Below are 21,342 nucleotides of genomic sequence, written 5' to 3'. Positions count from 1 at the left end.
GGATTTTTCAAAGGGGAGAAACACGATGCGCCACCGCGATTTCCGGCGATATGCGTCGACGATCGCCGTTGCGGCCGCACTTACCGCCGGCGGCCAGGCAGCGGCACAAAGCACCGGACCGACGATCGAGGACGTAGCCCCTCCCTCCGCGGCGGAGTCGGACAGCGGCTCCATCACCGTCACCGGCACGCGCATCCAGCGCCCCGACCTGACCAGCAACAGCCCGCTCACCGTGGTGGGGGCGCAGGAGATCCGGCTTCAGGGCGCGACCAATGTCGAGAACGTCCTGAACCGGCTGCCCCAGGTGACTGCGGACGCGAACGAGAACGTCTCCAACGGTTCGGACGGCACGGCGCGCGTCAACCTCCGCAACCTCGGCAGCAACCGCAACCTGGTGCTGGTCGACGGTCAGCGCCTGCTGCCGGTGCAGGCGACCGACCTCAACCTCATCCCCTCGCTGCTGGTCGAGCGCGTCGACGTGGTCACGGGCGGCGCTTCGGCCGTCTATGGCTCCGACGCGATCTCGGGCGTGGTCAACTTCATCCTGAAGCGGGACCTGAACGGCGTCCGCGCGGACGTGCAGTATGGCTTCGCCTTCCACGACAACAACAATGATGCCGCCCGCCAGATCGTGCAGGACGCCGGCTACGACCGTGCGAACCGCAACGTGCTGGACGGCCAGCGCCTGGACGTGAACCTGGCGGCGGGCAAGGACTTCGCCGACGGCCGCGGCAACATCACCGCCTATTTCGGCTATCGCAACGTCAAGCCGATCCTGCAGTCCGACCGCGACGTCTCCGCCTGCGCGTTCGACCCGAATGCGGACTCCACCGGCCTGGTGTGCGGCGGATCGTCGAACAACCAGTACGGCCTGTTCAACCCGCTGTCGGGCCCGGGCTTCGGCACCACCTATGTCAACACCAAGGACGGCCGGAAGACCTGGGACACCTATGGCCCGGCGTATCGCTACAACACCGCGCCGCTGAACTACTTCCAGCGCTCGGACGAGCGCTACACCGCCGGCGGCTTCGCGCATTTCGAAATCAGCCCGGCCGCCGAGATCTATGCCAGCGGCATGTTCATGGACGACCGCAGCTATTCGCAGGTGGCGCCCTCCGCGCTGTGGCAGGGTGATACCTACACCATCAACTGCGACAACCCGCTGATGAGTGCGCAGCAGGGGCAGATCCTGTGCGGATCGGCCTATGGCACGCCCGAGACCCAGGACCTGTTCATCGGCTATCGCCCGGTCGCCGGTCTCGCGCGTCCGCGTCGCGACGACCTGCGCCACACCGACTACCGCATCACCGGCGGCGTGCGCGGGCAGATCGCCGAGGGCATCCGCTACGACGTGAACGCGCTCTATTCCCGCGTGCTGTTCCGGGAGAACTACCAGAACGACATCGACGCCCGCCGTGCGAACCGCGGCCTGCAGGTGGTGGACGTCAACGGCACCCCCACCTGCACCTCGGTCATCGACGGGACGGACCCGAACTGCGTGCCGCTGGACGTGTTCGGCTATGGCGCGATCTCGCAGGAGGCGTTCGACTATATCTATGTCCCGACCTACACCCGCGGACTGGACACCGAGCAGGTCTACAGCGGCAACGTCAGCGCCGACCTGACCAGCTATGGCATCACCAGCCCTTGGGCGAGCCAGGGCATCGGCGTGGTGATCGGCGTCGAGCATCGCCGCGAGACCCTGAAGTTCGAGGCCGACGAGGTTGCGCAGTCCAAGGGGACGACGGAGTCGCAGGGCAAGTTCAACGTCAGCGAGATCTATGGCGAAATTGAAGTGCCGGTCCTGCAGGACCTGCCCTTCGCCAAGTCGCTCACGGTCAACGCGGGCTATCGCCTTTCGGACTATAGCAGCCAGGCCAAGAAGATCTCGACCTACAAGTTCGAGGTCGAATATGCGCCCGTGTCCGACATCCGCTTCCGCGGCAGCTACAACCGCGCGATCCGGGCGCCGAACATCAGCGAACTCTATGCGGGCCAGCAGGTCGGCAACGTCTCCGCGCAGGATCCCTGCTCGGGCACGAGGCCCGACGCGACGCTCGAGCAGTGCCTCGCCAGCGGCGTGACGCCGGAGCAGTACGGCAAGATCCTGGAATGCCCGTCCGAGACGTGCAGCGCGCTGGGCGGCGGCAACCCGAACCTGAAGCCGGAAAAGGGCGACACCTTCACCGTCGGTACGGTGCTGACGCCGCGCTTCCTGCCGCGCTTCTCGCTGTCGGTGGACTATTTCAACATCAAGGTGAAGGACTACATCAGCTCGGTCCCGACCTCGCTCGCGATCAGCCAGTGCTTCTCGACCGGGGATCCGTATTTCTGCGGCCTCTTCCATCGCGACCCGCGCACCGGCGTCCTGTTCGGCCGCGAGGGCTATGTCGTCTCGACGAACCTCAACACCGGTTCGCTCAAGACCTCCGGCATCGACGTGGTGGGCAGCTACAGCGTCCCGACCGAGAACGCCGGTACGTTCAACCTGGACCTCACCGGCACCTGGCTGAACGAGCTGGTCAACGAGCCGCTCCCGGGCCTCGGCTCCTATGACTGCAAGGGCCTGTTCGGCCCGACCTGCGGCCAGCCTTCCCCGGAATGGCGCCACCAGGCCCGTCTTACCTGGACCGATGCCGAGAAGATCGGCACCCTGTCGCTCAACTGGCGCTACATCGGCTCCACCAAGCTCAGCACCAACACCGACGATCCGTTCCTGACGAGCGGCGGCTATTCGGAGCTGAACCGCCGCATCAAGGCGTACAGCTACTTCGACCTGGCCGGCACGGTGAAGGTGCAGGAAGGCGTGGTCTTCCGCGCCGGCATCAACAACCTGCTCGACAAGGATCCGCCCGCGCTGGCGCAGGGCAACCTGTACTCGTTCGGCAACGGCAACACCTATCCGGGTGTGTACGACGTCGCAGGGCGGACGCTGTTCATGGGGATCAGCGCCAACTTCTAAGACGCATGCGGCAGGATCTTCGATGGAGAGCCTGCCGCACCAGCAAACGGCAGAGGCGGTCCGCAGCGGATCGCCTCTGCGCGCATGACGTGCATCGCAAAGGAACGATCGTGACCCCAGCCCGCCGCCGCACCGCGCTCCTTGCAACGCTGGCGGTGGCCGCCCTGGCGGTGGTTCCCGCACACGCCGGCCCCGCCTCTGCCGAAGGCACGCCGGAATGGGAACAGCCCGGGGTCTTCCAGATCGGCAAGGAAGCGGCGCACGCGACCTTCCGCGGCTACTCCACTCGAGCGGAAGCGCTCGCCGACAAGCCCGAGCAGTCGCGCTATCATCGCTCTCTGGATGGCGAGTGGCAGTTCGCCTTTTCGCCCAATCCCGACGCGCGGCCGAAGGACTTCTACCGCCCCGACTATGACGTGTCGGGTTGGAAGACGGTGAAGGTGCCCGGCATCCTGCAGGCGCTTGGCTATGGCCAGCCCCTGTTCAGCGGGGCGGGCTATCCGTTCGGGGCGAACCAGCCTTGGGTGCGGCACGACATGAACGAGGTCGGCTCCTACCGGCGCGAGTTCGAGGTCGGCGCCGACTGGGCGGACCGCGATGTATTCCTGACGATCGGGGCGGCGGGTGCGGCCTATTACGTGTGGGTCAACGGCGAGCGCGTCGGATACAGCGAGGACTCCAAGCTGCCGTCCGAGTTCAACGTGACGCCGCACCTGCGCGAGGGGCGCAACGTCGTGGCGATCGAACTCTATCGCTATGCCGATGGCAGCTATCTGGAAGACCAGGATTTCTGGCGGCTGAGCGGCATCGAGCGGAGCGTCACGCTGTACGCGGCGCCAAAAACCCGCATCCGCGATTTCGAGGCGCGCGCGGGGCTGACCAACAACTATCGCGACGGATCGCTCGACTTGTCCGTGGAGCTTGCGGGCAAGAAGGCTCCGGCGCGGGTACGGGCGACGGTGCTCGACGGCGAGACGGCGCTGCTGACCCGGGAGGTCGGCGTGACCGGCGCGAACCGGACCGCGCGGGTGCAGGCCACCCTGCCCGGCATCCGCACCTGGTCGGCGGAGCGGCCGGATCTCTACACGCTGGTGGTGGAACTGCTCGACGCCAGGGGCGAAGTGATCGAGGCGACGCGGCAGCGCATCGGCTTTCGCACGATCGAGATCGTCGACAACGAAGTGCGGGTGAACGGCAAGCGGGTGATGATCCGCGGCGTCAACCGCCACGAGCATGATCCCCACAGCTTCCGCGTGCTGTCCGAGGAGAGCATGCGCAAGGACATCGAGTTGATGAAGCGCGCCAACGTCAACGCGGTGCGCAACTCACACTATCCCAACGATCCGCGCTGGTATGCGCTCACCGACGAATACGGTCTCTACGTGATGGACGAGGCCAACATCGAGAGCCACACCTATATGGCGATGGGCAATTCCAGCCCCGATCGCTCCAAGCACCAGCTGGGCTTCAAGCCGGAATGGGCAGCCGCCCACCTCGACCGGGTGCAGCGCATGGTGGAGCGCGACAAGAACCACCCTTCCGTCGTCTTCTGGTCGCTGGGCAACGAGGCCGGGATCGGGCCGAACTTCGAGGCGGCGGGCCGCTGGGCCAAGCGGCGGGATCCGAGCCGGCTGCTCAATTATCTCGGCTGGGGCACGCTGATCTGGCGGCATGATCCCAACAACTATGTCGACGTCTATGCGCCGATGTACGACGACATCGAGAAGATGGTCGACTATGCGACCTCGCCGGAATTCACCCAGCCGATGATCCAGTGCGAATACGGGCATGCGATGGGCAACAGCCTGGGCAATCTGCAGGACTATTGGGACGTGATCCGCGCTCACAAGAAGCTGCAGGGCGGCTTCCTGTGGGACTGGGTAGACCAGTCCATGCTGCGCAAGGACAAGGACGGGCGCGACTATTGGGCGCAGGGGTTCGACTATGGCCCCAGCCCGATCGGCGACGACAGCACGATCGGCGACGGCGTGATCCAGGCGGACCGGACACCGGACCCGGAGTATTTTGAGGTGGCGAAGGTGTATGCACCGATCGCGTTCGAGGCGGTGGACGCACGCGCCGGCCGCTTCACGCTGGTGAACCGGCACGACCACATCGGATTGGAGGGATTCCGGTTCGATTGGGAGTTGCTGGAGAATGGCGTTGCCGTCGCCCGCGGTGACGCGACGGCGCGGGCAACCCCGGCCGGTGCGCGTACGCCGATGGAAATCGCGCTGCCGCCGCGGACCAAGACGGACGCCGAATATCGGGTGGTGCTGCGTGTCAATGCCGGCGCGGACACGGTGCCGATGGTGCCGGAAGGCACGGTGATGGCGTGGGAGCAGTTCGCGCTGGAAGGCCCAGCGAGCCCCCTGCCCGACTTTGCCGGCGCGGGCGTGAAGCCGGTGGCGCGCGCGGGCACGCTGCAGTTGGCGGCAGCCGGAGCAGTGCTGGAGGTGGACGCGAAGACAGGGTTGCTCGAGCGCTATGCGGCGAACGGGCGCGAATTGCTCACGGGTGGTGCGCCGAACTTCTGGCGGGCACCGACGGACAACGACATCGGCACCGGCATCCCCAAGACGCATGCCATGTGGAAGCTGTTCTCCGAGAAGCGGACGCTGACGTCCGCCCGGATCGACGGTGATGCCATTGCAGTCAGCTACAACATCGGCGCGGGCGCGGTGCGGTTTGAGACGCGCTATCGCATGGCCAGGAACGGCGCGGTGCGGGTGGAGGCGCGCTTCGTGCCGCTCCGCGACGACCTGCCCGATCCGCTGCGCATCGGCCTTGCCTATGCGACGCCGCCAGCGCTCGACCAGGTGCAATGGTATGGGCGCGGGCCGCAGGAGACCTATTCGGACCGCAAGACCGGCGGGCTGATCGCGGTGCACGCCGGCACGCTGGCTGAACAATATCACGACTATATCCGGCCGCAGGAGACCGGCGCCAAGCAGGATGTTCGCTGGGTGGCGCTGTCCGGCAAAGCCGGCGGCGTTCGGGTAACGGGCGCGCAGCCGCTTTCGGTGAATGCGCTGGCGTTCCCCTACTCCGATCTGGAGATGAAGCCGGTCGGCGAGGCGCACAGCTCGGACATCCGGCCGCATGGCAACGGCACGTTGCTGATCGACGCGGTGCAGACAGGCGTCGGCGGCGACACCGGCTGGAACCTCGATGGCCGGCCGCATGTGAAATACCGCATCCCGCTGGAGCCGCGCAGCTTCGCGTTCGAGATCCGGCCCGAAGCTTCCAGGAACTGACATGACCCTTTCCAAGCTGCTCGCCGGCGCTGCCCTTGCCGCGCTCGTTTCGCTGCCTGTCCCAGCGCTGGCAGGGGCACCCGATCGCGCGGCGTTCGAACGCTCGATCGACCTGCGCCAGGATTGGATGTTCCTAACCCGCGATGTGGCGGGGGAAGCCTCCTGGAGCCAGGACGGGAGCCGCTTCGCCTATCGCAAGACGGTGGAGGGCGGCTTCGCGTTCGTGACCGTGGACGCGCAGACGCTTGCCAAAACGCCGTCGTTCGATGCGGCGCGGCTGGCGGCCGCGCTCGGGCAGGCGATGGGCAGCAAGGTCGATCCGCTGCGCCTGCCCTTCGAGAGCCTCGCCTTTGGCGAGGAAGCGACGATCCGCTTCGCCATCGGCTATGAGCCCTGGCAGTGCGACCTGGCCACCTACCGCTGCGGAAAGCAGGAATCGGAGGATCGCGGTCGGCCGCGCGGCTTCGGCGTGGTGCGCGACCTGAGCGTGCCGGCCGACAACCATCCGCGCCGCTCGCCGGACGGGCGGTATGAGGCACTGGTGGTGGACGATAACGTCGTGGTGCGCAGCGCCGACGGCAGCAATGCGGTGGCGCTCAGCACGGACGGGACGCCGGGCGACTTCTACGATCCCGAAACGATCCGCTGGTCACCGGACTCGCGGCGGCTCGTCGCCTATCGGGTGCGGCCGGGGTACCAGCGGCAGGTCACGCGCGTGGCGGCAGCGCCGCCGGACTCACTCCAGCCGCAGGTGCGGACACAGCTCTACCCCAAGCCCGGCGACGCGGTGGACCAGGAGCGGCCGGTGCTGTTCGACGTCGCGGCCCGGCGGCGGATCGAGGTCGCCGACACGCTGTTCCCCAACCCCTATCAGCTCTCCGACGTCGAATGGCGCAAGGACGGGCGCAGCTTTGCGTTCGAGTATCTGCGCCGCGGCCACCAGCAGGCACGCGTGATTGCGGTCGATGCCGAGACCGGCGCGGCCCATGCGGCGGTGACGGAAGACACCAAGACCTTCTTCTACTGGGATCGCCGGTTCAGCCATGACGTTGGCGGGCTCGGACGCGAGATCCTGTGGACGTCGGAACGCGATGGCTGGAACCACCTCTACCTCATCGACGGCCGCACCGGGCGGGTGAAGAACCAGGTCACCCGCGGCAACTGGGTGGTGCGCGAGGTGGTCCATGTCGATGACGACAAGCGCCAGATCTGGTTCGCGGCAAGCGGCATGCGCCCGGGCAAGGACCCGTACTACAAGCACTATTTCCGCGTGGACTTCGACGGTCGCAACCTGGTGGCGCTGACCAGCGCGGACGCGACGCACGAGGTGCGCTTCTCCCCCGACATGACGCGCTACGTCGACACCTATTCGCGGGTTGACCTGCCGACGATCTCGGAACTGCACGACGCCCGCGACGGGCGGCTGATCGCGACGCTGGAGCGCGGCGACATCAGCCGGCTGCTTGCAGCCGGCTTCCGCCCGCCCGAGCCGTTCGTCGCAAAGGGTCGCGACGGCAAGACCGACATCTGGGGCCTGATCGTGCGCCCGCGCGACTATGACCCGGCCAAGCGCTACCCGGTGATCGAGAACATCTACGCCGGACCGCACGACAGCTTCGTGCCCAAGGCGTTTTGGCCGTTCGGCTATCACTCCGGCGGCGACAAGGTGATCGGCATGCAGGCGCAGGCCGACCTGGGCTTCATCGTCGTGCAGATCGACGGCATGGGCACCGCCAACCGGTCGAAGGCGTTCCATGACATCGCCTGGAAGAACCTGGCGGACTCCGGCTTTCCCGATCGCATCCTGTGGCACAAGGCGCTGGCGGCGAAGGATCCTTCCTACGACATCAGCCGCGTCGGCATCTACGGCGCCTCGGCCGGGGGCCAGAGCACGCTCAACGCGCTGCTGTTCCACCCGGACTTCTACAAGGCGGGGGTCGCCTATGCCGGCTGCTACGACAACCGCATGGACAAGATCAGCTGGAACGAACAGTGGCTCGGCTGGCCGGTGGACGACAGCTACGCGGCAGCCTCCGGTGTGGATCATGCCGGCAAGCTCCAGGGCGAGCTGCTGATGATCGTCGGCGAGCAGGACAGCAATGTCGATCCCGCCTCGACGATGCAGGTCGCCGACGCGCTGATCCGCGCGGGCAAGGACTTCGAGCTGCTGGTCGTGCCGAACGAGGAGCATAGCGTCGGCCGTTCGACCGGCCCGATCGACTATGTCCAGCGCCGCCAGTTCGACTTCTTCGTGCGGAAGCTACGCCATGAGCAGACGCCGAACTGGAACGCGAGCCTGCGCGCCGAGTAATACGGCAAACGAATTGTGGAATCTTCGTCGCGGGCTCTTCCGTCCGGCTTGGTACTGGTTACACTCGCGTCATGAACAGGCTCCGCACCCGCTTCGCCTCTGTTGCCGCGCTTGCGCTGGCAATGCCCATCCTGCTCGCCAACGGCTATGACGACGTCGATCCCCGGATCGGCACGGGGGGCGAAGGGCACACCTTCCCCGGCGCGGTGGCGCCGTTCGGGATGGTGCAGCTGAGCCCGGACACCGACACGGGTTGCGAGATCCGCGAGTGCTACGGCCATGCCGCGGGCTACCGCTACGACGATCCGACGATCCAGGGCTTCTCGCACACGCACTTCTCGGGCGCCGGCCATTCGGATCTGGGCGATTTCCTGGTGATGCCGGCCGCAGGCGATACGGTGCCGCTGGAGCCGGGCGATCCCAAGCAGCCGGGCTCGGGCTATCGCTCGCGCTTCAGCCACGCGGACGAGGTGGCGCAGCCCGGCTATTATGCGGTGACGCTGACTGACCCCGGCGTACGGGCGGAGATGACGGCGGGTACGCGCGTGGGGGTCCACCGCTATAGCTTTGGCAAGGACAAGGCGGCGCACCTGCTGCTCGACCTGCGCAGCTCGCTCTACAACTATCCCGGCAAGATCCTGTGGTCGTCGCTGCGGATGCGGCCGGACGGGACCGTCACCGGATCGCGCACGACCCGCGGCTGGGCGGCCGGACGACAGCTCTACTTCGCGATGCGCTTCTCGGCACCGGTGAAGAGCCATGCCTTTGTCAGCACCGAGAAGAACGTGAAGTACAAGGGCTTCCAGGCGCCGGGCGGCGGAAGCGACGCGCTGGCGGAGCGGAGCGGCCAGGCGCTGGTTGGGCGGCTCGACTTTGGCAACCTGGATGCACCGCTGGAGGTGAAGGTCGCGATCTCTTCGGTGGACGAGGCCGGCGCGATCGCCAACCTCGACAGCGAGAGCGGCGGGTTCGATGCGGTGCGCAGTGCCACGCGTGGCGCCTGGGAAAAGGCGCTATCCGCGGTCGAGATCGAGGCCCCTGCCCCGATGCGCCGCAACCTCTACACCGCACTCTACCACACGCTGATCGCTCCTTCGGTCGCGGGTGACGTCGACGGCCGCTATCGCGGGCCGGACAACGCGGTGCACAAGGCGGAGGGCTTCACCTTCCGGTCGACCTTTTCGCTGTGGGACACGTTTCGGGCCGAGCATCCCCTGCTGACGCTGGTCGCGCCGGAGCAGGCGAACAGCGACATGGTCCGCTCGTTGATCGCCAGCCGGAAGGTGAGCCCCGACGGCATCCTGCCGGTGTGGCAGTTCCACGGGCGCGAAACCTGGACGATGATCGGCTATCACGCGGTGCCGGTGATCGCCGATGCCTACATGAAGAGTATCGGCGGCTTCGATGCGAACGAGGCGCTGGACGCGATGGTCGCGAGCGCGACCTATGCGCCCTATGGCGGCCTGGGCGACTATCAGAAGCTCGGCTATGTCGCGATCGACCGGGAGCCGGAGGCGGCGTCCAAGACCGTCGAATATGCGTACGACGACTGGACCATCGCGCGCATGGCCGAGAAACTGGGCCGGACCGATGTCGCCAAGCGCTTCTATGCGCGCGCCGGCAACTGGCGGAACAGCTTCGACCCGAAGACCGGCTTCGTCCGCGCGCGCAAGAGCAACGGCGCGTTCCGCACGCCGTTTGATCCGACTGCGATCAACTATGGGTCCGACTACACCGAGGGCAATGCCTGGCAATACAGCTGGTTCGTACCGCAGGACCAGGCGGCGCTGTTCCGCGCCCTGGGCGGCGACTCCAAGACCGTCGCCAAGCTCGATGCGATGTTCGAGTATGACAATTCCAAGCTCGACTACAGCCATGCCGAGGACATTGCCGGGCTGATCGGCCAGTACATCCATGGCAATGAGCCGAGCCACCACGTCGCCTATCTCTACGCCCATGCCGGCCAGCCGTGGCGGACGCAGGCGCGGCTGAAGCAGATCGTCGACAGCCAGTACAAGCCGACGCCGGACGGCCTGTCGGGCAACGACGACCTGGGGCAGATGTCGGCATGGCTGATGTTCACCGGGCTCGGCTTCTATCCCGTGACGCCCGGCAGCCTGGAATATGTGATCGGGCGGCCGTTCGTGGACCGCGCCGCGCTCAACCTGCCGAACGGCAAGCGCTTCACCGTCGTCACGAAGGGGCTGAGCAATGCCAACCTCTACGTCGGCAACGTGCTGCTGAACGGGAAGCCGCTGCCGCGTACCTATCTGCGCCACGACGAGATCATGGCCGGCGGCGAGCTCCGCTTCGTGATGCAGGCGACGCCGAACCGCAGCTGGGGCAAGGCGGCAAGCGCCCGGCCCTACTCGATGAGCACGGCGAAGCGCTGATGGGCATGCTGGAGGTCTGCATCGACGAACCCGCGGGCATCGAGGCCGCCGTCGCGGGCGGAGCCGATCGCATCGAGCTGTGTGCGGCGTTGTCGGTCGGGGGGCTGACCCCGCCCGCCTCGCTGGTCCGGCTGGCGGCGGAGGCACCCATCCCCGTGCACCTGCTGGCCCGCCCGCGCGACGGCGACTTCTGCTACACCGCGGCGGAAGCGGCGCTGATCGCGGAGGACATCAGTCTTGCAGCGCAGGCGGGCCTGGCGGGCGTGGTGATCGGCGCAAGCGCGCCGGACCGGCGGCTCGACATCCCCTTGCTCGTCGAGCTGGTGGCGCACGCACGCGCGGCCGGGGAAGCACGTGGCCAGCGGCTTTCGCTGACGCTGCATCGCGCCTTCGACCTGTGCCCGGACCTTCCCGCCGCCCTGGAAGCAGCGGTCGAACTCGGGTTCGATCGCATCCTCACCTCGGGGGGCGAGCCGCGCGCCGTCGACGCGTTGCCGATGCTGGCCGAACTTCATCGCCGGGCGGACGGGCGCATCGGCATCCTGCCGGGCAGCGGGATCGATGCGGCGTGCGCGCCTGCGATCCTGGCGACCGGGGTCCGGGAACTCCACGCCTCCTGTCGGAGCCCGGGCAAGGATGCCGGAGAGATCGAGCGCCGCTTCGGGTTCCAGACGGGGCGACGGCTGCGGACCGACCCGGAGCGGGTGCGCCGTCTCAAGGAGATTGTCTCTCCGCTACAATAGGACCTTGAACAGTACCAATCTGTAACTTATCGTCCGCGGCATGGAACAAGGGGCAACGATGGTGGACGCGCGCGCCACCCTGATGGCAAGCGAAGCGCGCGAAGCCGCGGATGCGGTCCGCCGCCTGCTGACCGACAATGCATCGACATTGGCGGCGCTGGGCGAGACCTTGCGCGCGAACCCGCCCAGGGTGGTGGTGACGTGCGCGCGCGGATCGTCCGACCATGCTGCCACCTATGGCAAGTATCTGATCGAGACGCTGGTGGGGGTGCCCGTATCCTCGGCCGCGCCATCCGTGGCGAGCATCTTCACCGCGCCGGTTGCGCCGGGCGATTTCCTGTGCATCGCCATCTCGCAGAGCGGGCGCAGCCCCGACCTGCTGGAGACGGTGCGGGCGCAGAAGGCGGCGGGCGCGCACGTGGTGGCACTGGTCAACGACGAAGGCTCACCGCTTGCAGGCCTGGCCGACACGCTGATCGGCCTCAAGGCCGGACCCGAGACGTCGGTCGCGGCGACCAAATCCTATATCGCCTCGCTCGCGGGGCTCGCCGCGATCGTCGCGGCTTGGAGCCAGGACGCGGCGCTGGGCGCGGCGCTGGCGGCGCTGCCCGCCGGCTTGGAGCGGGCGCGGGACCTCAACTGGAGTGCGGCCAAGGACGCGCTGGTGGACGCGCGGAACCTGTTCGTGATCGGCCGCGGTTACAGCCTGGGCATCGCCCAGGAAGCGGCGCTCAAGTTCAAGGAAACCTGCGGCCTTCATGCCGAAGCGTTCAGCGCCGCCGAGGTGCGGCACGGGCCCATGGCGATCGTCGGCAAGGACTTTCCGGTGCTGGGCTTTGCCACCTCGGACGCCGCGGGCGACAGCGTGCGTGAGGCAGCCGTCGAGTTCGCCGGCCGGGACGCGCGCGTCTGCCTGGCCGATGCCCAGGCCGGAGAAGCGGCAACGCTTCCCGCGATCGCAGGCCATCCCGCGGTGGAGCCGATCCTGATGGTGCAGAGTTTCTACCTGATGACGAACGCGCTGGCGGTGGCCCGCGGCTTCGACCCGGATCGCCCGCAGCACCTGCGCAAGGTTACGGAAACGCGATGAGCACGATCCGCTTCGCCAACGGCCGCGTCGTGACGGCGGCCGGCACCCTCGATGGCGCGACCTTCACCCTGGCGGGGGGAAGGATTGCCGCAATCGACGCGACGGCGCCGGCGGCGGAGCGCGAGATCGACCTGGCGGGCGGCTGGATCGTGCCGGGTTTCATCGACGTGCAGGTGAATGGCGGCGGCGGTGTGCTGTTCAACGACGCGCCCACCGTCGAGGGTATCGATGCGATCGGCCGCGGCCATGCGCCGTTCGGCACCACGGGCTTCCTGCCGACGCTGATCAGCGACGTGCCGGAGGCGATCGCCCGCGCCCTGGACGCAACCGAGGAAGCGATCGCGGCGGGCGTGCCGGGGTGCGTGGGCGTCCACATCGAAGGCCCGATCATCAACGCCGCCCGCAAGGGCATCCACGACCCGGAGAAGTTCCGGCGGCTGGACGACGCGCTGATCGAACTGCTCACCCGCCCCCGCTTGGGCAAGGTGCTGCTGACGCTGGCACCAGAGATGGTGTCGCACGAGGACATCCGCCGCCTGGCCGCAGCGGGCGTGATCCTGAGCGTCGGCCATAGCGACGCCGACCACGACACGGTCGCCGCGGCATTCGCCGCCGGCATGACCGGTGTCACCCACCTCTACAATGCGATGTCGCCGCTCAAGCACCGCGAGCCCGGCGTCGTCGGTGCGGCGCTGGACGATCAGAACGTCTATTGCGGCATCATCGCGGACGGCTTCCACGTCCATGATGCGGCCCTGCGCATCGCCATGCGCGCGCACCCGCGCGACCGCTTCCTGCTGGTGACCGATGCGATGTCGTGCGTCGGCGCGAACGTCGACAGCTTCGTGCTGCACGGCCAGACCATCCGCGTCGAGAACGGCTGCTGCCTGGGCGCGGACGGGACGCTGGCCGGCTCCGCGCTGGACATGGCCGGGGCGTTCCGCCACGTCGTGAACCGTGTCGGGGTGACCCCGGAAGAAGCCGCGGTCATGTCCGCCACCGCCCCTGCGGCGTTCCTGGGCCTCTCGCACGATCGCGGCGCGCTCGCGCCCGGGCTGCGCGCGGACTGGGTCTGCCTCACCCACGACCTGCAGCCGGCAGGCACCTGGATCGCCGGCGCACCCATCGCCTGACCCCTTGGAGGACGCCCTGAGCACGACCACGCCGACCGAGATGATCGACGAACAGGCCGGGGGCTCCATCGTCCTTCACGCGCCGATGCAGGGCTGGCGCTGCGCGCTGGCGGAAATACCGGATCCCGTGTTTGCGCAGGGCATGCTGGGCGCGGGCGTGGGAATCGATCCCACCGGCGACACGGTGCACGCTCCTTGTGACGGGACCATCCGCGCCTTGCAGCCGACCGGCCATGCCGTGACCATCGCGGCGGCCGAAGGCGCCGAGGTGCTGATCCATGTCGGCGTCGATACGGTCGCCCTCGAGGGCCGCGGCTTCACGCCGCTCGTTGCCGCCGGCGACCGCGTGCGCCGTGGAGACCCGCTGATCCGCTTCGACCTGGACCTGCTGGTCCAGGGGGCGCCATCGGTGATCACGCCGGTGCTGCTGCTCGACAGTGATCGATACGCCGTGTCCCCGCTCGGGGAGGCAGAGGGGCCGGTCGCGGTCGGGGATCCGATCTTCGCGCTTGTCCCGCAGCAAGCCTCCGCCTCAGAAGCGCCGGCTCCCTATGAGGGTGAGGTGGTGGCGCGCGAACTGCAGCTGCCGCTGGCACATGGCATCCATGCACGGCCGGCAGCCCGCATCCGCGAGACGGCCGTCCGCTTCTCCGCAGAAATCTCGATGATCAAGGGCGAGCGTAGTGCCAATGCGCGCAGCCCCGTCGCGCTGCTGACCCTCGGCGCACGACTAGGCGACCTCGTCCGGATCGAAGCGCACGGCGCCGACGCGGAAACGGCGGTGGATGCGATCGCGACGCTGATCGCAAGCGGCATGGGCGAGGCCGCGGACCCGCAGCAGGCACCGGCGGCGCCGCAGCCGGCGGTGGCCCCTGCCCCGGCGTCGGTCATCTCCAGCGACGGCAGGCTGGCAGGCGTAACGGCTTCGCCGGGCCTTGCGATCGGCCATGCCCGCACGCTCCACCTCGCCGAGATCGAGATCGATCCCGCGGGCGTCGGCGCCGAGGAGGAGCAGGCACGGCTCGACCAGGCGCTGCGCACGCTCGGGCGGCGGCTGGAGGGCGAGACGGCCACCGCCTCCGGCGCACGACGGTCTATCCTGGCCGCGCACCGCGCCATGCTGGAGGACGAGGGCCTCCGCGAGGCCGCAGCCGCTGCGATCGCGGCGGGCGCCAGCGCCGGCCAGGCATGGCGCACGGCGATCCGGCCGCAGGCGGAAGCGCTGCGCGCCACGGGCGATGCCCATCTGGCGGAGCGCGCGGACGACATGCGCGACCTGGAGCGGCGCATCGTTTCGCTGCTGGTGGGCGTCGAGGACGCGCCGATCGCCTTCCCGCCCGACACGATCCTGCTGGCCGAGGATCTGCTGCCGTCCCAGCTGATGGCGCTCGACCCGGCGAATGTTGTCGGCTTCTGCGTCGAGAAGGGCGGCCCGACCTCCCACGTCGCCATCCTGGCGGCGAGCATGGGATTGCCTGCGCTGGTCGCGATGGGCCCGGCGCTGCACGAAATTGCGGAGGGATCGATGCTGATCCTGGACGCCGATGCGGCCTCGCTCCAGATCGGACCGGACGCTGAAACGCTGGCGAAGGCGCACGCGCTGGTGGCCGAGCGGCGTGCGCGCCGCCTGGAGGCGCAGGCGAACGCCGCCGCACCCTGCCACATGGCGGGCGGTGAGCGCATCGAGGTGTTCGCCAATCTTGGCTCGCGCGCCGACGCCGAAGTAGCGGTCGCGAACGGTGCCGAGGGCTGTGGCCTGCTGCGGACCGAATTCCTGTTCCTCGAGCGCGAGACCGCGCCCTCGCTCGCCGAGCAGACGGCAGAATATCAGGCGATCGCCGACGCGCTGGGTGGCCGCTCGCTGATCGTGCGATTGCTCGACATCGGCGGCGACAAGCCTGCGCCCTATCTGCCGATCCCGGCAGAGGAGAACCCGGCGCTGGGCCTGCGCGGCATCCGCGTCGGCTTTGCCCATCCGCAGCTGCTGGAAGACCAGATCCGCGCGATCCTGCGCGTGCAGCCGATCGGCCAGTGCCGGATCATGGTGCCGATGATCGCGTCTATCGACGAGCTGCGCCGGGTGCGCGAGGTTGTCGACCGGGTGCGCGCCGAACTGGGCATCGCCGAACCGGTCAGCGTCGGCGTGATGATCGAAACTCCGGCCGCCGCGGTCACCGCCGACCTGCTCGCGCGGGAGGCGGATTTCCTGTCGGTCGGCACCAACGACCTTACCCAATACGCGCTGGCGATGGATCGCGGGAACCCGGCGGTCGCAGGCGCGATCGACGGCCTACATCCTGCCGTGCTGCGCATGATCGCCGAGACCTGCCGCGGGGCCGCACGCCATGACCGCTGGACGGGCGTATGCGGCGGCCTTGCCTCCGACCTGCTCGCCGTGCCGATCCTGGTAGGGTTGGGCGTCACCGAACTGTCCGCCACCGCGGCGCTGGTGCCCGAGATCAAGGCGCTGGTCGCCAGCCTGTCCATGGACGCCTGCCGCGCCCATGCCGCCGCCGCGCTCCAGTGCGGATCGGCGGCCGAAGTCCGCATCCTCGCCCGGGAGTTCCGCGCATGAAGTCGATCCTGGAAGCGCTGCAGCCGCTCGGCCGCGCGCTGATGCTGCCGATCGCGGTGCTGCCGGTGGCGGGGCTGCTGCTCCGCTTGGGGCAGCCCGACCTGCTCGACATCGCGTTCCTGAGCGCGGCCGGCGATGCGCTGTTCTCGCACCTGGGCCTGCTGTTCGCGATCGGGGTCGCCACCGGCTATGCCCGGGACGGCAATGGCGCGGCGTGCCTTGCTGGCATCGTCTGCTTCCTGGTGGCGACCGAGGCGGCCAAGGTGCTGCTGATCGTGCCGGGCGACGCGACCCAGGGCATGGACGCGGCCACCGCGGAGATCGCGAGCGCGGCCTGGAAGGCGAAGGCGATCGCGCGGCTCGACGTGCCGATCGGGATTCTCTCCGGCCTCGTCGGCGGGATCTTTTACAATCGGTTTTCGGGCATCAAGCTGCCTGAGTATCTCGCCTTCTTCGGCGGTCGGCGTTTCGTGCCGATCGTGAGCGGCGTCGCTGGCCTCGCGCTGGCGGTGATCGTCGGCACGAGCTTCCAGGCGCTGAGCAGCGGCATCGACGCCATGGGCCATGGCATCGCCAATGCGGGTGGTGTCGGCCTGTTCCTCTTTGGCCTGTTCAACCGGTTGCTGCTGGTCACCGGCCTGCACCACATCCTGAACAACGTCTTCTGGTTCGTGCAGGGCGATTTCAACGGCGCCAACGGCGACCTGCGGCGCTTCTTTGCAGGGGATCCCACCGCGGGCAGCTTCATGGCTGGCTTCTTCCCGGTCATGATGTTCGGCCTGCCGGCGGCGTGCCTCGCCATGTACCGCACGGCGCTGCCGGAGCGGCGCAAGGCCGTGGGCGGCATGTTGTTCAGCCTGGCGCTCACCTCGATGCTGACCGGCGTGACCGAACCGATCGAGTTCAGCTTCATGTTCCTGGCACCCGTGCTCTATGCGGTGCACGCGGTGCTGACCGGCCTGTCGATGGCGCTGATGGACGTGCTGGGCGTGAAGCTGGGCTTCGGCTTTTCGGCGGGGTTCTTCGACTATGCGCTGAACTACGGCAAATCGACCCGGCCGCTGATGCTGATCCCGGTGGGGCTCGTCTATTCCGCGCTCTACTATGGCATCTTCAGCTTCGTGATCCGCCGGTTCGACCTGAAGACGCCGGGCCGGGAGCCGGAGGTGCCGGGCGCCACGGCGGTAGCGCCGGTCGCCGCAGGCGGACGGGGTGCCGCCTTTGCGGAGGCGCTGGGCGGTGCCGCCAATCTCCGCGAGGTCGGCGCCTGCACCACGCGGCTGCGGCTGATCGTCGTGGATCAGGCGAAGGTGGACGAGCCTACGCTGAAGGCGCTGGGCGCGCGCGGTGTGATCCGGCCGTCCGATAAGGCGGTGCAGGTGGTGCTTGGGCCGATCGCGGACGTTGTCGCGGTCGAGATCCGCGACGCGCTGGCGATGCCGATCGCGCTTGCGCCCACCGAGGCGGCAGTCGCCGAGGCCGGCGACGCGCGGCTGGCGCCGGCGCTGGTCGCCGCGCTGGGCGGCGCGGAGAACGTCTGCGCGGTCAGTGTGCACGGCAACCGTATCCGCGTGGAGCTGGCCGAGAGCGGCGGCGCGGAGCAGGCGGCGCTGGCAGCGCTTGGCGTGCGCGCGGTCGCGCTGCCGGCGGAAGGCGTCGCGCACCTGGTGGTTGCGCCGGGCAAGCTGGACGTGCTGCTCGCGCGCTGAGGTTCGACGAACCGTCTAAGGGGCGGCGCCGCGATCACGGGGCCGCCCCTTTTGTAGCCGTCGAAGATCGGGTGCCGATCCGCCCCCTCCGTGCTCCTGCGAAGGCAGGAGCCCAGGGGTTTCAGACGCACCAGCTGTAACTGCGCTTGTGCGCGTCCTGCGTGGATCGCTGAGGCTATCCCAACTGGGCCCCGGCCTCCGCCGGGGCACGTGGAAGGGAAGCGCGCGATCGTCGCTTAGCGGGTGGTGACCGTAACCTTGCCCAGGATACCCGAGGGGGTGTTCGCGGGAGCGGAGACCAGCAGGGCGACGCGGCGTGGGCCGGTGCCGGCGGGGATGTCCGCCACCAGCGGGCCGGGCGCGGCACTTGCCTTGGCCGCGAGCTTCTGGCCGTCGAGCCAGAGCTCGGCGGTGCCGCCGATGCTGTCGAAGCGGATCGTGCCGCCCTGTGCCCCCACCCGCTTCCACGGGCGGAAGGCGGCGCGATAGACGCGCCAGCCGGCGCTCGCCTCAGGTCGCGTGGGCGTCCCGCTGCGCACGAACGCCCAGCTGTTGTTGTCGCCGTCCGGCGGTGCGATCGACGGGTCGGGTCGCTCGGCCATGGCCGGCGAGCGCCGCCACTCGCCGATCGTCATCGTCGGCGGGGTGACCGGCACTTGCGGCGGGGCCCGGGTTGCGAGCCGGCTGATCGTCAGGCGCGCCGGCTTGAGCCCGTCCGCGGTGGCGCGAAGGGTGACGCTGCCCTTCCCCGGCGCTGCGCGTACGATCAGCTGCGCGAGGCCGTTGAACAGCGAGCGGCGGTCGCCCTGCTCCGGCTCGTGGCTGTTCGGATCGCCGTTGCCGACACCGATGATCTCGGCACCCTCCACGGTGAACTGCGCCATTTGGTTGACGGTCGGCACGTGGCGGCCACGCGCATCGATCGCATCGACGGTGATCGGCTGCACATCCTCGCCATCCCCCGCCATGACCGTGCGCGCGGGCGTGAGCCGCAGGGCGACGGGTGCGCCGGCGGTCTCGTGGACGGCGGTCGCCACCACCTTGCCGCCGCGCATCGCCAGCGCCTCGATCCGGCCGGGCTGGTACGGGACCTGCCATTCGTTGCCCATGATGCGGTCCACCTTCTGCACGCCCAGGTCGCGGCCGTTCAGGCGCAAGAGCAATGTCTCGGCGTTGCTGCTGACGAAGACGGGAATGGTCTGGCCCTCCCTGCCCGGCCAGGTCCAGTGAGGCGCGATGCCGACCACGGCCTCGCCGTCGATCCAGTGGGCGCGGTGGATATCGAACGCGGTCTTCGGAAAGCCGCACAGATCGAGGATGCCGAAGAAGCTGGCGATGGTCGGCCAGTCATAGGGCGTCGGCTCGCCATGATAGTCGAAGCCGGTCCAGACGAACCCGCCTGCCACGAACGGGCGCTTGGCGATCTCCCGCCAGGTATCGCGGTGGGTCCCTCCCCAGCTCGCAGCCTCCTTGTCATAGGAGGTGATGACGTGGCCGGCGGGAATGCTTTCATACGCGCCGCGCGTCTCGAACGCGCTGGTGTCTTCGGAGCTGGTGATGGGCTTGGTGGGGTTCAGCTGGTGGAAGCGGTCATAGTCCGCCTGGTAATAGTTGAAGCCCATCACATCGACGACGGTCGAGACGTTGATCGGATCGTAGAAGGAGCCGTTCATCGCGGCGGTCACGGGCCGGGCGCCGTCGAGGCGATGGACGGTCGCGGCCATGCGGCGCACCATTTCCACGCCCGCTTCCGTGCCCTGCATCGGTTCCTCGTTGAAGACCGACCACAGGATCACGCTCGGATGGTTGCGGTCCCGCCGCACCAGCCACTCGAGCTGCTCCATATAGTCGGGCGCCGGGTTGAAGTGCCGGTTTTCGTCCATGACGAGGAAGCCCATGCGGTCGCACAGGTCGAGCAGCTCGGCGTTGGGAGCATTGTGGGTGCAGCGGATGGCGTTGCAGCCCATCGCCTTCAGCCGTTCGAGGCGCCAGGCGATCAGCGCATCGGGCACGGCCACGCCGACGCCGGCATGGTCCTGGTGCAGGCAGACGCCCTTCAGCTTGACCGGCTGGTCGTTGAGGAAGAAGCCGCGGTCGGCATCGAAGCGGATGGTGCGAAAGCCCACCGGCGTGCGGCGCTCGTCCACCGGAGCACCGTCGCGCAGCACGCGCGTGACGACGGTGTAGAGCGTCGGCGTCTCGACCGACCAAAGTTGGGGGTTGCCCGCGTGGAGCTTCAGCATGGCTTCGGCTCGCTGGAGCACCGGCACGCTTGCGTCGGTGCGGCCGCTGGCGACGGTGTTGCCGTCCGGGTCGAGCAGCAGCGCCTCGACGGTGACGATCGCCGGATCGCGCCCGGTGTTGGCGAGGGTGGCGGTGACGGGCACCTGCCAGCGGCCGTCCTCTCCCTTGCGCGGATCGCAGCGGACGCCGTCGGTGACGATCGCGACCGGTGCGCGGCGCACCAGCCAGGCGTGGCGATAGAGGCCCGCACCCTCGTACCACCAACCTTCCATCGCGTTCGCATCGACGCGGATCGCGATGACGTTGGTCTCGTCGCCGAAGCGGGCGAAGGGCGTCAGGTCGATGTGAACGCTGTTGTAGCCCGACCAGTTGTGCGCGACCGTGCTGCCGTTGACCCAGATGGTGGCGTTGGTGGCGATGCCGTCGAAGTGCAGCTCGATGGTCTTGCCGCGGTCGGCGGGGTCGAGCTGTAGCGTGCGGCGGTACCAGGCGATGCCGCGCGGGCGGTAGCCCTGCGACACGTTGGTGGTCTCCAGGAACGGCTGGGCAGCCGCCCAGTCGTGCGGCAGCCGCACCGCCTTCCAATCGGAATCGTCGAAGGTCATGCCGGCGGCGCCGAGCGCGTTGCCGGCCTTCACGCTCAGGTAGGTGGCGTTGTGGGTGTCCGGCATCGGCGGGACCACATCGCCCTCCTGAAAGCGCCAGCCGCGTTCGAGCAAGGTGCGTGACGGATCCTGCACCAGCAGCGGCTGCGGCAGCGTGCGGGCGGGCTGCGGCATCGGGAAGCCGTCGTGGCCGAGCCGCTTGGCGGGCGCCGCCAAGGCGCGCTGCGGATGAGTGGCGATCAGGGCACCGAGCCCTGCGCCCCCCGCCAGAAGCTGGCGTCGGTGCATGCAAAATCCTCCGGGTGGCGGCGCGAGGGCCG

General features: G+C 68.6%; 10 protein-coding genes. 9 read left to right on the top strand and 1 reads right to left on the bottom strand.

The window, feature by feature from the left end; translation table 11 throughout:
• The first annotated feature begins 25 nt into the window (after positions 1 to 25).
• From ABDZ92_RS08460 to nagE, 9 genes are all read left to right on the top strand, one after another.
• Positions 26 to 2,962, top strand: coding sequence for a TonB-dependent receptor domain-containing protein (locus tag ABDZ92_RS08460; RefSeq protein WP_125959702.1), 2,937 nt, complete (start codon positions 26 to 28; stop codon positions 2,960 to 2,962).
• Positions 2,963 to 3,072: 110 nt separating this feature from the next.
• A complete protein-coding gene (locus ABDZ92_RS08455) occupies positions 3,073 to 6,219 on the top strand; it encodes a glycoside hydrolase family 2 TIM barrel-domain containing protein (protein WP_241211757.1) in 3,147 nt (1,048 codons plus the stop codon).
• Between the two features lies 1 nt (position 6,220).
• Positions 6,221 to 8,530, top strand: a complete 2,310-nt coding sequence (locus ABDZ92_RS08450; RefSeq protein WP_125959704.1) for a S9 family peptidase — start codon at positions 6,221 to 6,223, stop codon at positions 8,528 to 8,530.
• Positions 8,531 to 8,601: 71 nt separating this feature from the next.
• Positions 8,602 to 10,923 (top strand): GH92 family glycosyl hydrolase, encoded by a 2,322-nt coding sequence (locus ABDZ92_RS08445; RefSeq protein ID WP_125959705.1) that lies wholly within the window; start codon positions 8,602 to 8,604, stop codon positions 10,921 to 10,923.
• Positions 10,923 to 11,666, top strand: a complete 744-nt coding sequence (locus tag ABDZ92_RS08440; RefSeq protein WP_164521194.1) for a copper homeostasis protein CutC — start codon at positions 10,923 to 10,925, stop codon at positions 11,664 to 11,666. Before ABDZ92_RS08445 ends, ABDZ92_RS08440 begins: the two co-directional genes overlap by 1 nt.
• Before the next feature lie 40 nt (positions 11,667 to 11,706).
• A complete protein-coding gene (locus ABDZ92_RS08435) occupies positions 11,707 to 12,756 on the top strand; it encodes an SIS domain-containing protein (protein ID WP_125959706.1) in 1,050 nt (349 codons plus the stop codon).
• The gene (gene nagA, locus ABDZ92_RS08430; protein ID WP_125959707.1) at positions 12,753 to 13,889 is read left to right on the top strand and encodes an N-acetylglucosamine-6-phosphate deacetylase; all 1,137 of its coding nucleotides are present in this window, start codon (positions 12,753 to 12,755) and stop codon (positions 13,887 to 13,889) included. Before ABDZ92_RS08435 ends, nagA begins: the two co-directional genes overlap by 4 nt.
• A 40-nt stretch (positions 13,890 to 13,929) precedes the next feature.
• Positions 13,930 to 16,464, top strand: coding sequence for a phosphoenolpyruvate--protein phosphotransferase (ptsP, locus tag ABDZ92_RS08425; RefSeq protein ID WP_272695545.1), 2,535 nt, complete (start codon positions 13,930 to 13,932; stop codon positions 16,462 to 16,464).
• Positions 16,461 to 18,173: an N-acetylglucosamine-specific PTS transporter subunit IIBC gene (nagE, locus tag ABDZ92_RS08420; protein WP_125959708.1), complete on the top strand. Its 1,713-nt coding sequence runs from the start codon at positions 16,461 to 16,463 to the stop codon at positions 18,171 to 18,173. Before ptsP ends, nagE begins: the two co-directional genes overlap by 4 nt.
• A gap of 236 nt (positions 18,174 to 18,409) precedes the next feature.
• Here the strand turns inward: nagE and galA are convergent, their stop codons facing one another.
• Positions 18,410 to 21,310: a beta-galactosidase GalA gene (galA, locus tag ABDZ92_RS08415; protein ID WP_125959709.1), complete on the bottom strand. Its 2,901-nt coding sequence runs from the start codon at positions 21,308 to 21,310 to the stop codon at positions 18,410 to 18,412.
• Between the last annotated feature and the right edge of the window lie 32 nt (positions 21,311 to 21,342).

This window comes from Sphingomonas molluscorum (genome assembly GCF_039522995.1).
Classification (GTDB): Bacteria; Pseudomonadota; Alphaproteobacteria; order Sphingomonadales; family Sphingomonadaceae; genus Sphingomonas; species Sphingomonas molluscorum.
Note: the sequence above shows the minus strand (reverse complement) of the source record. Positions and strands in the feature narration are given on the sequence as shown.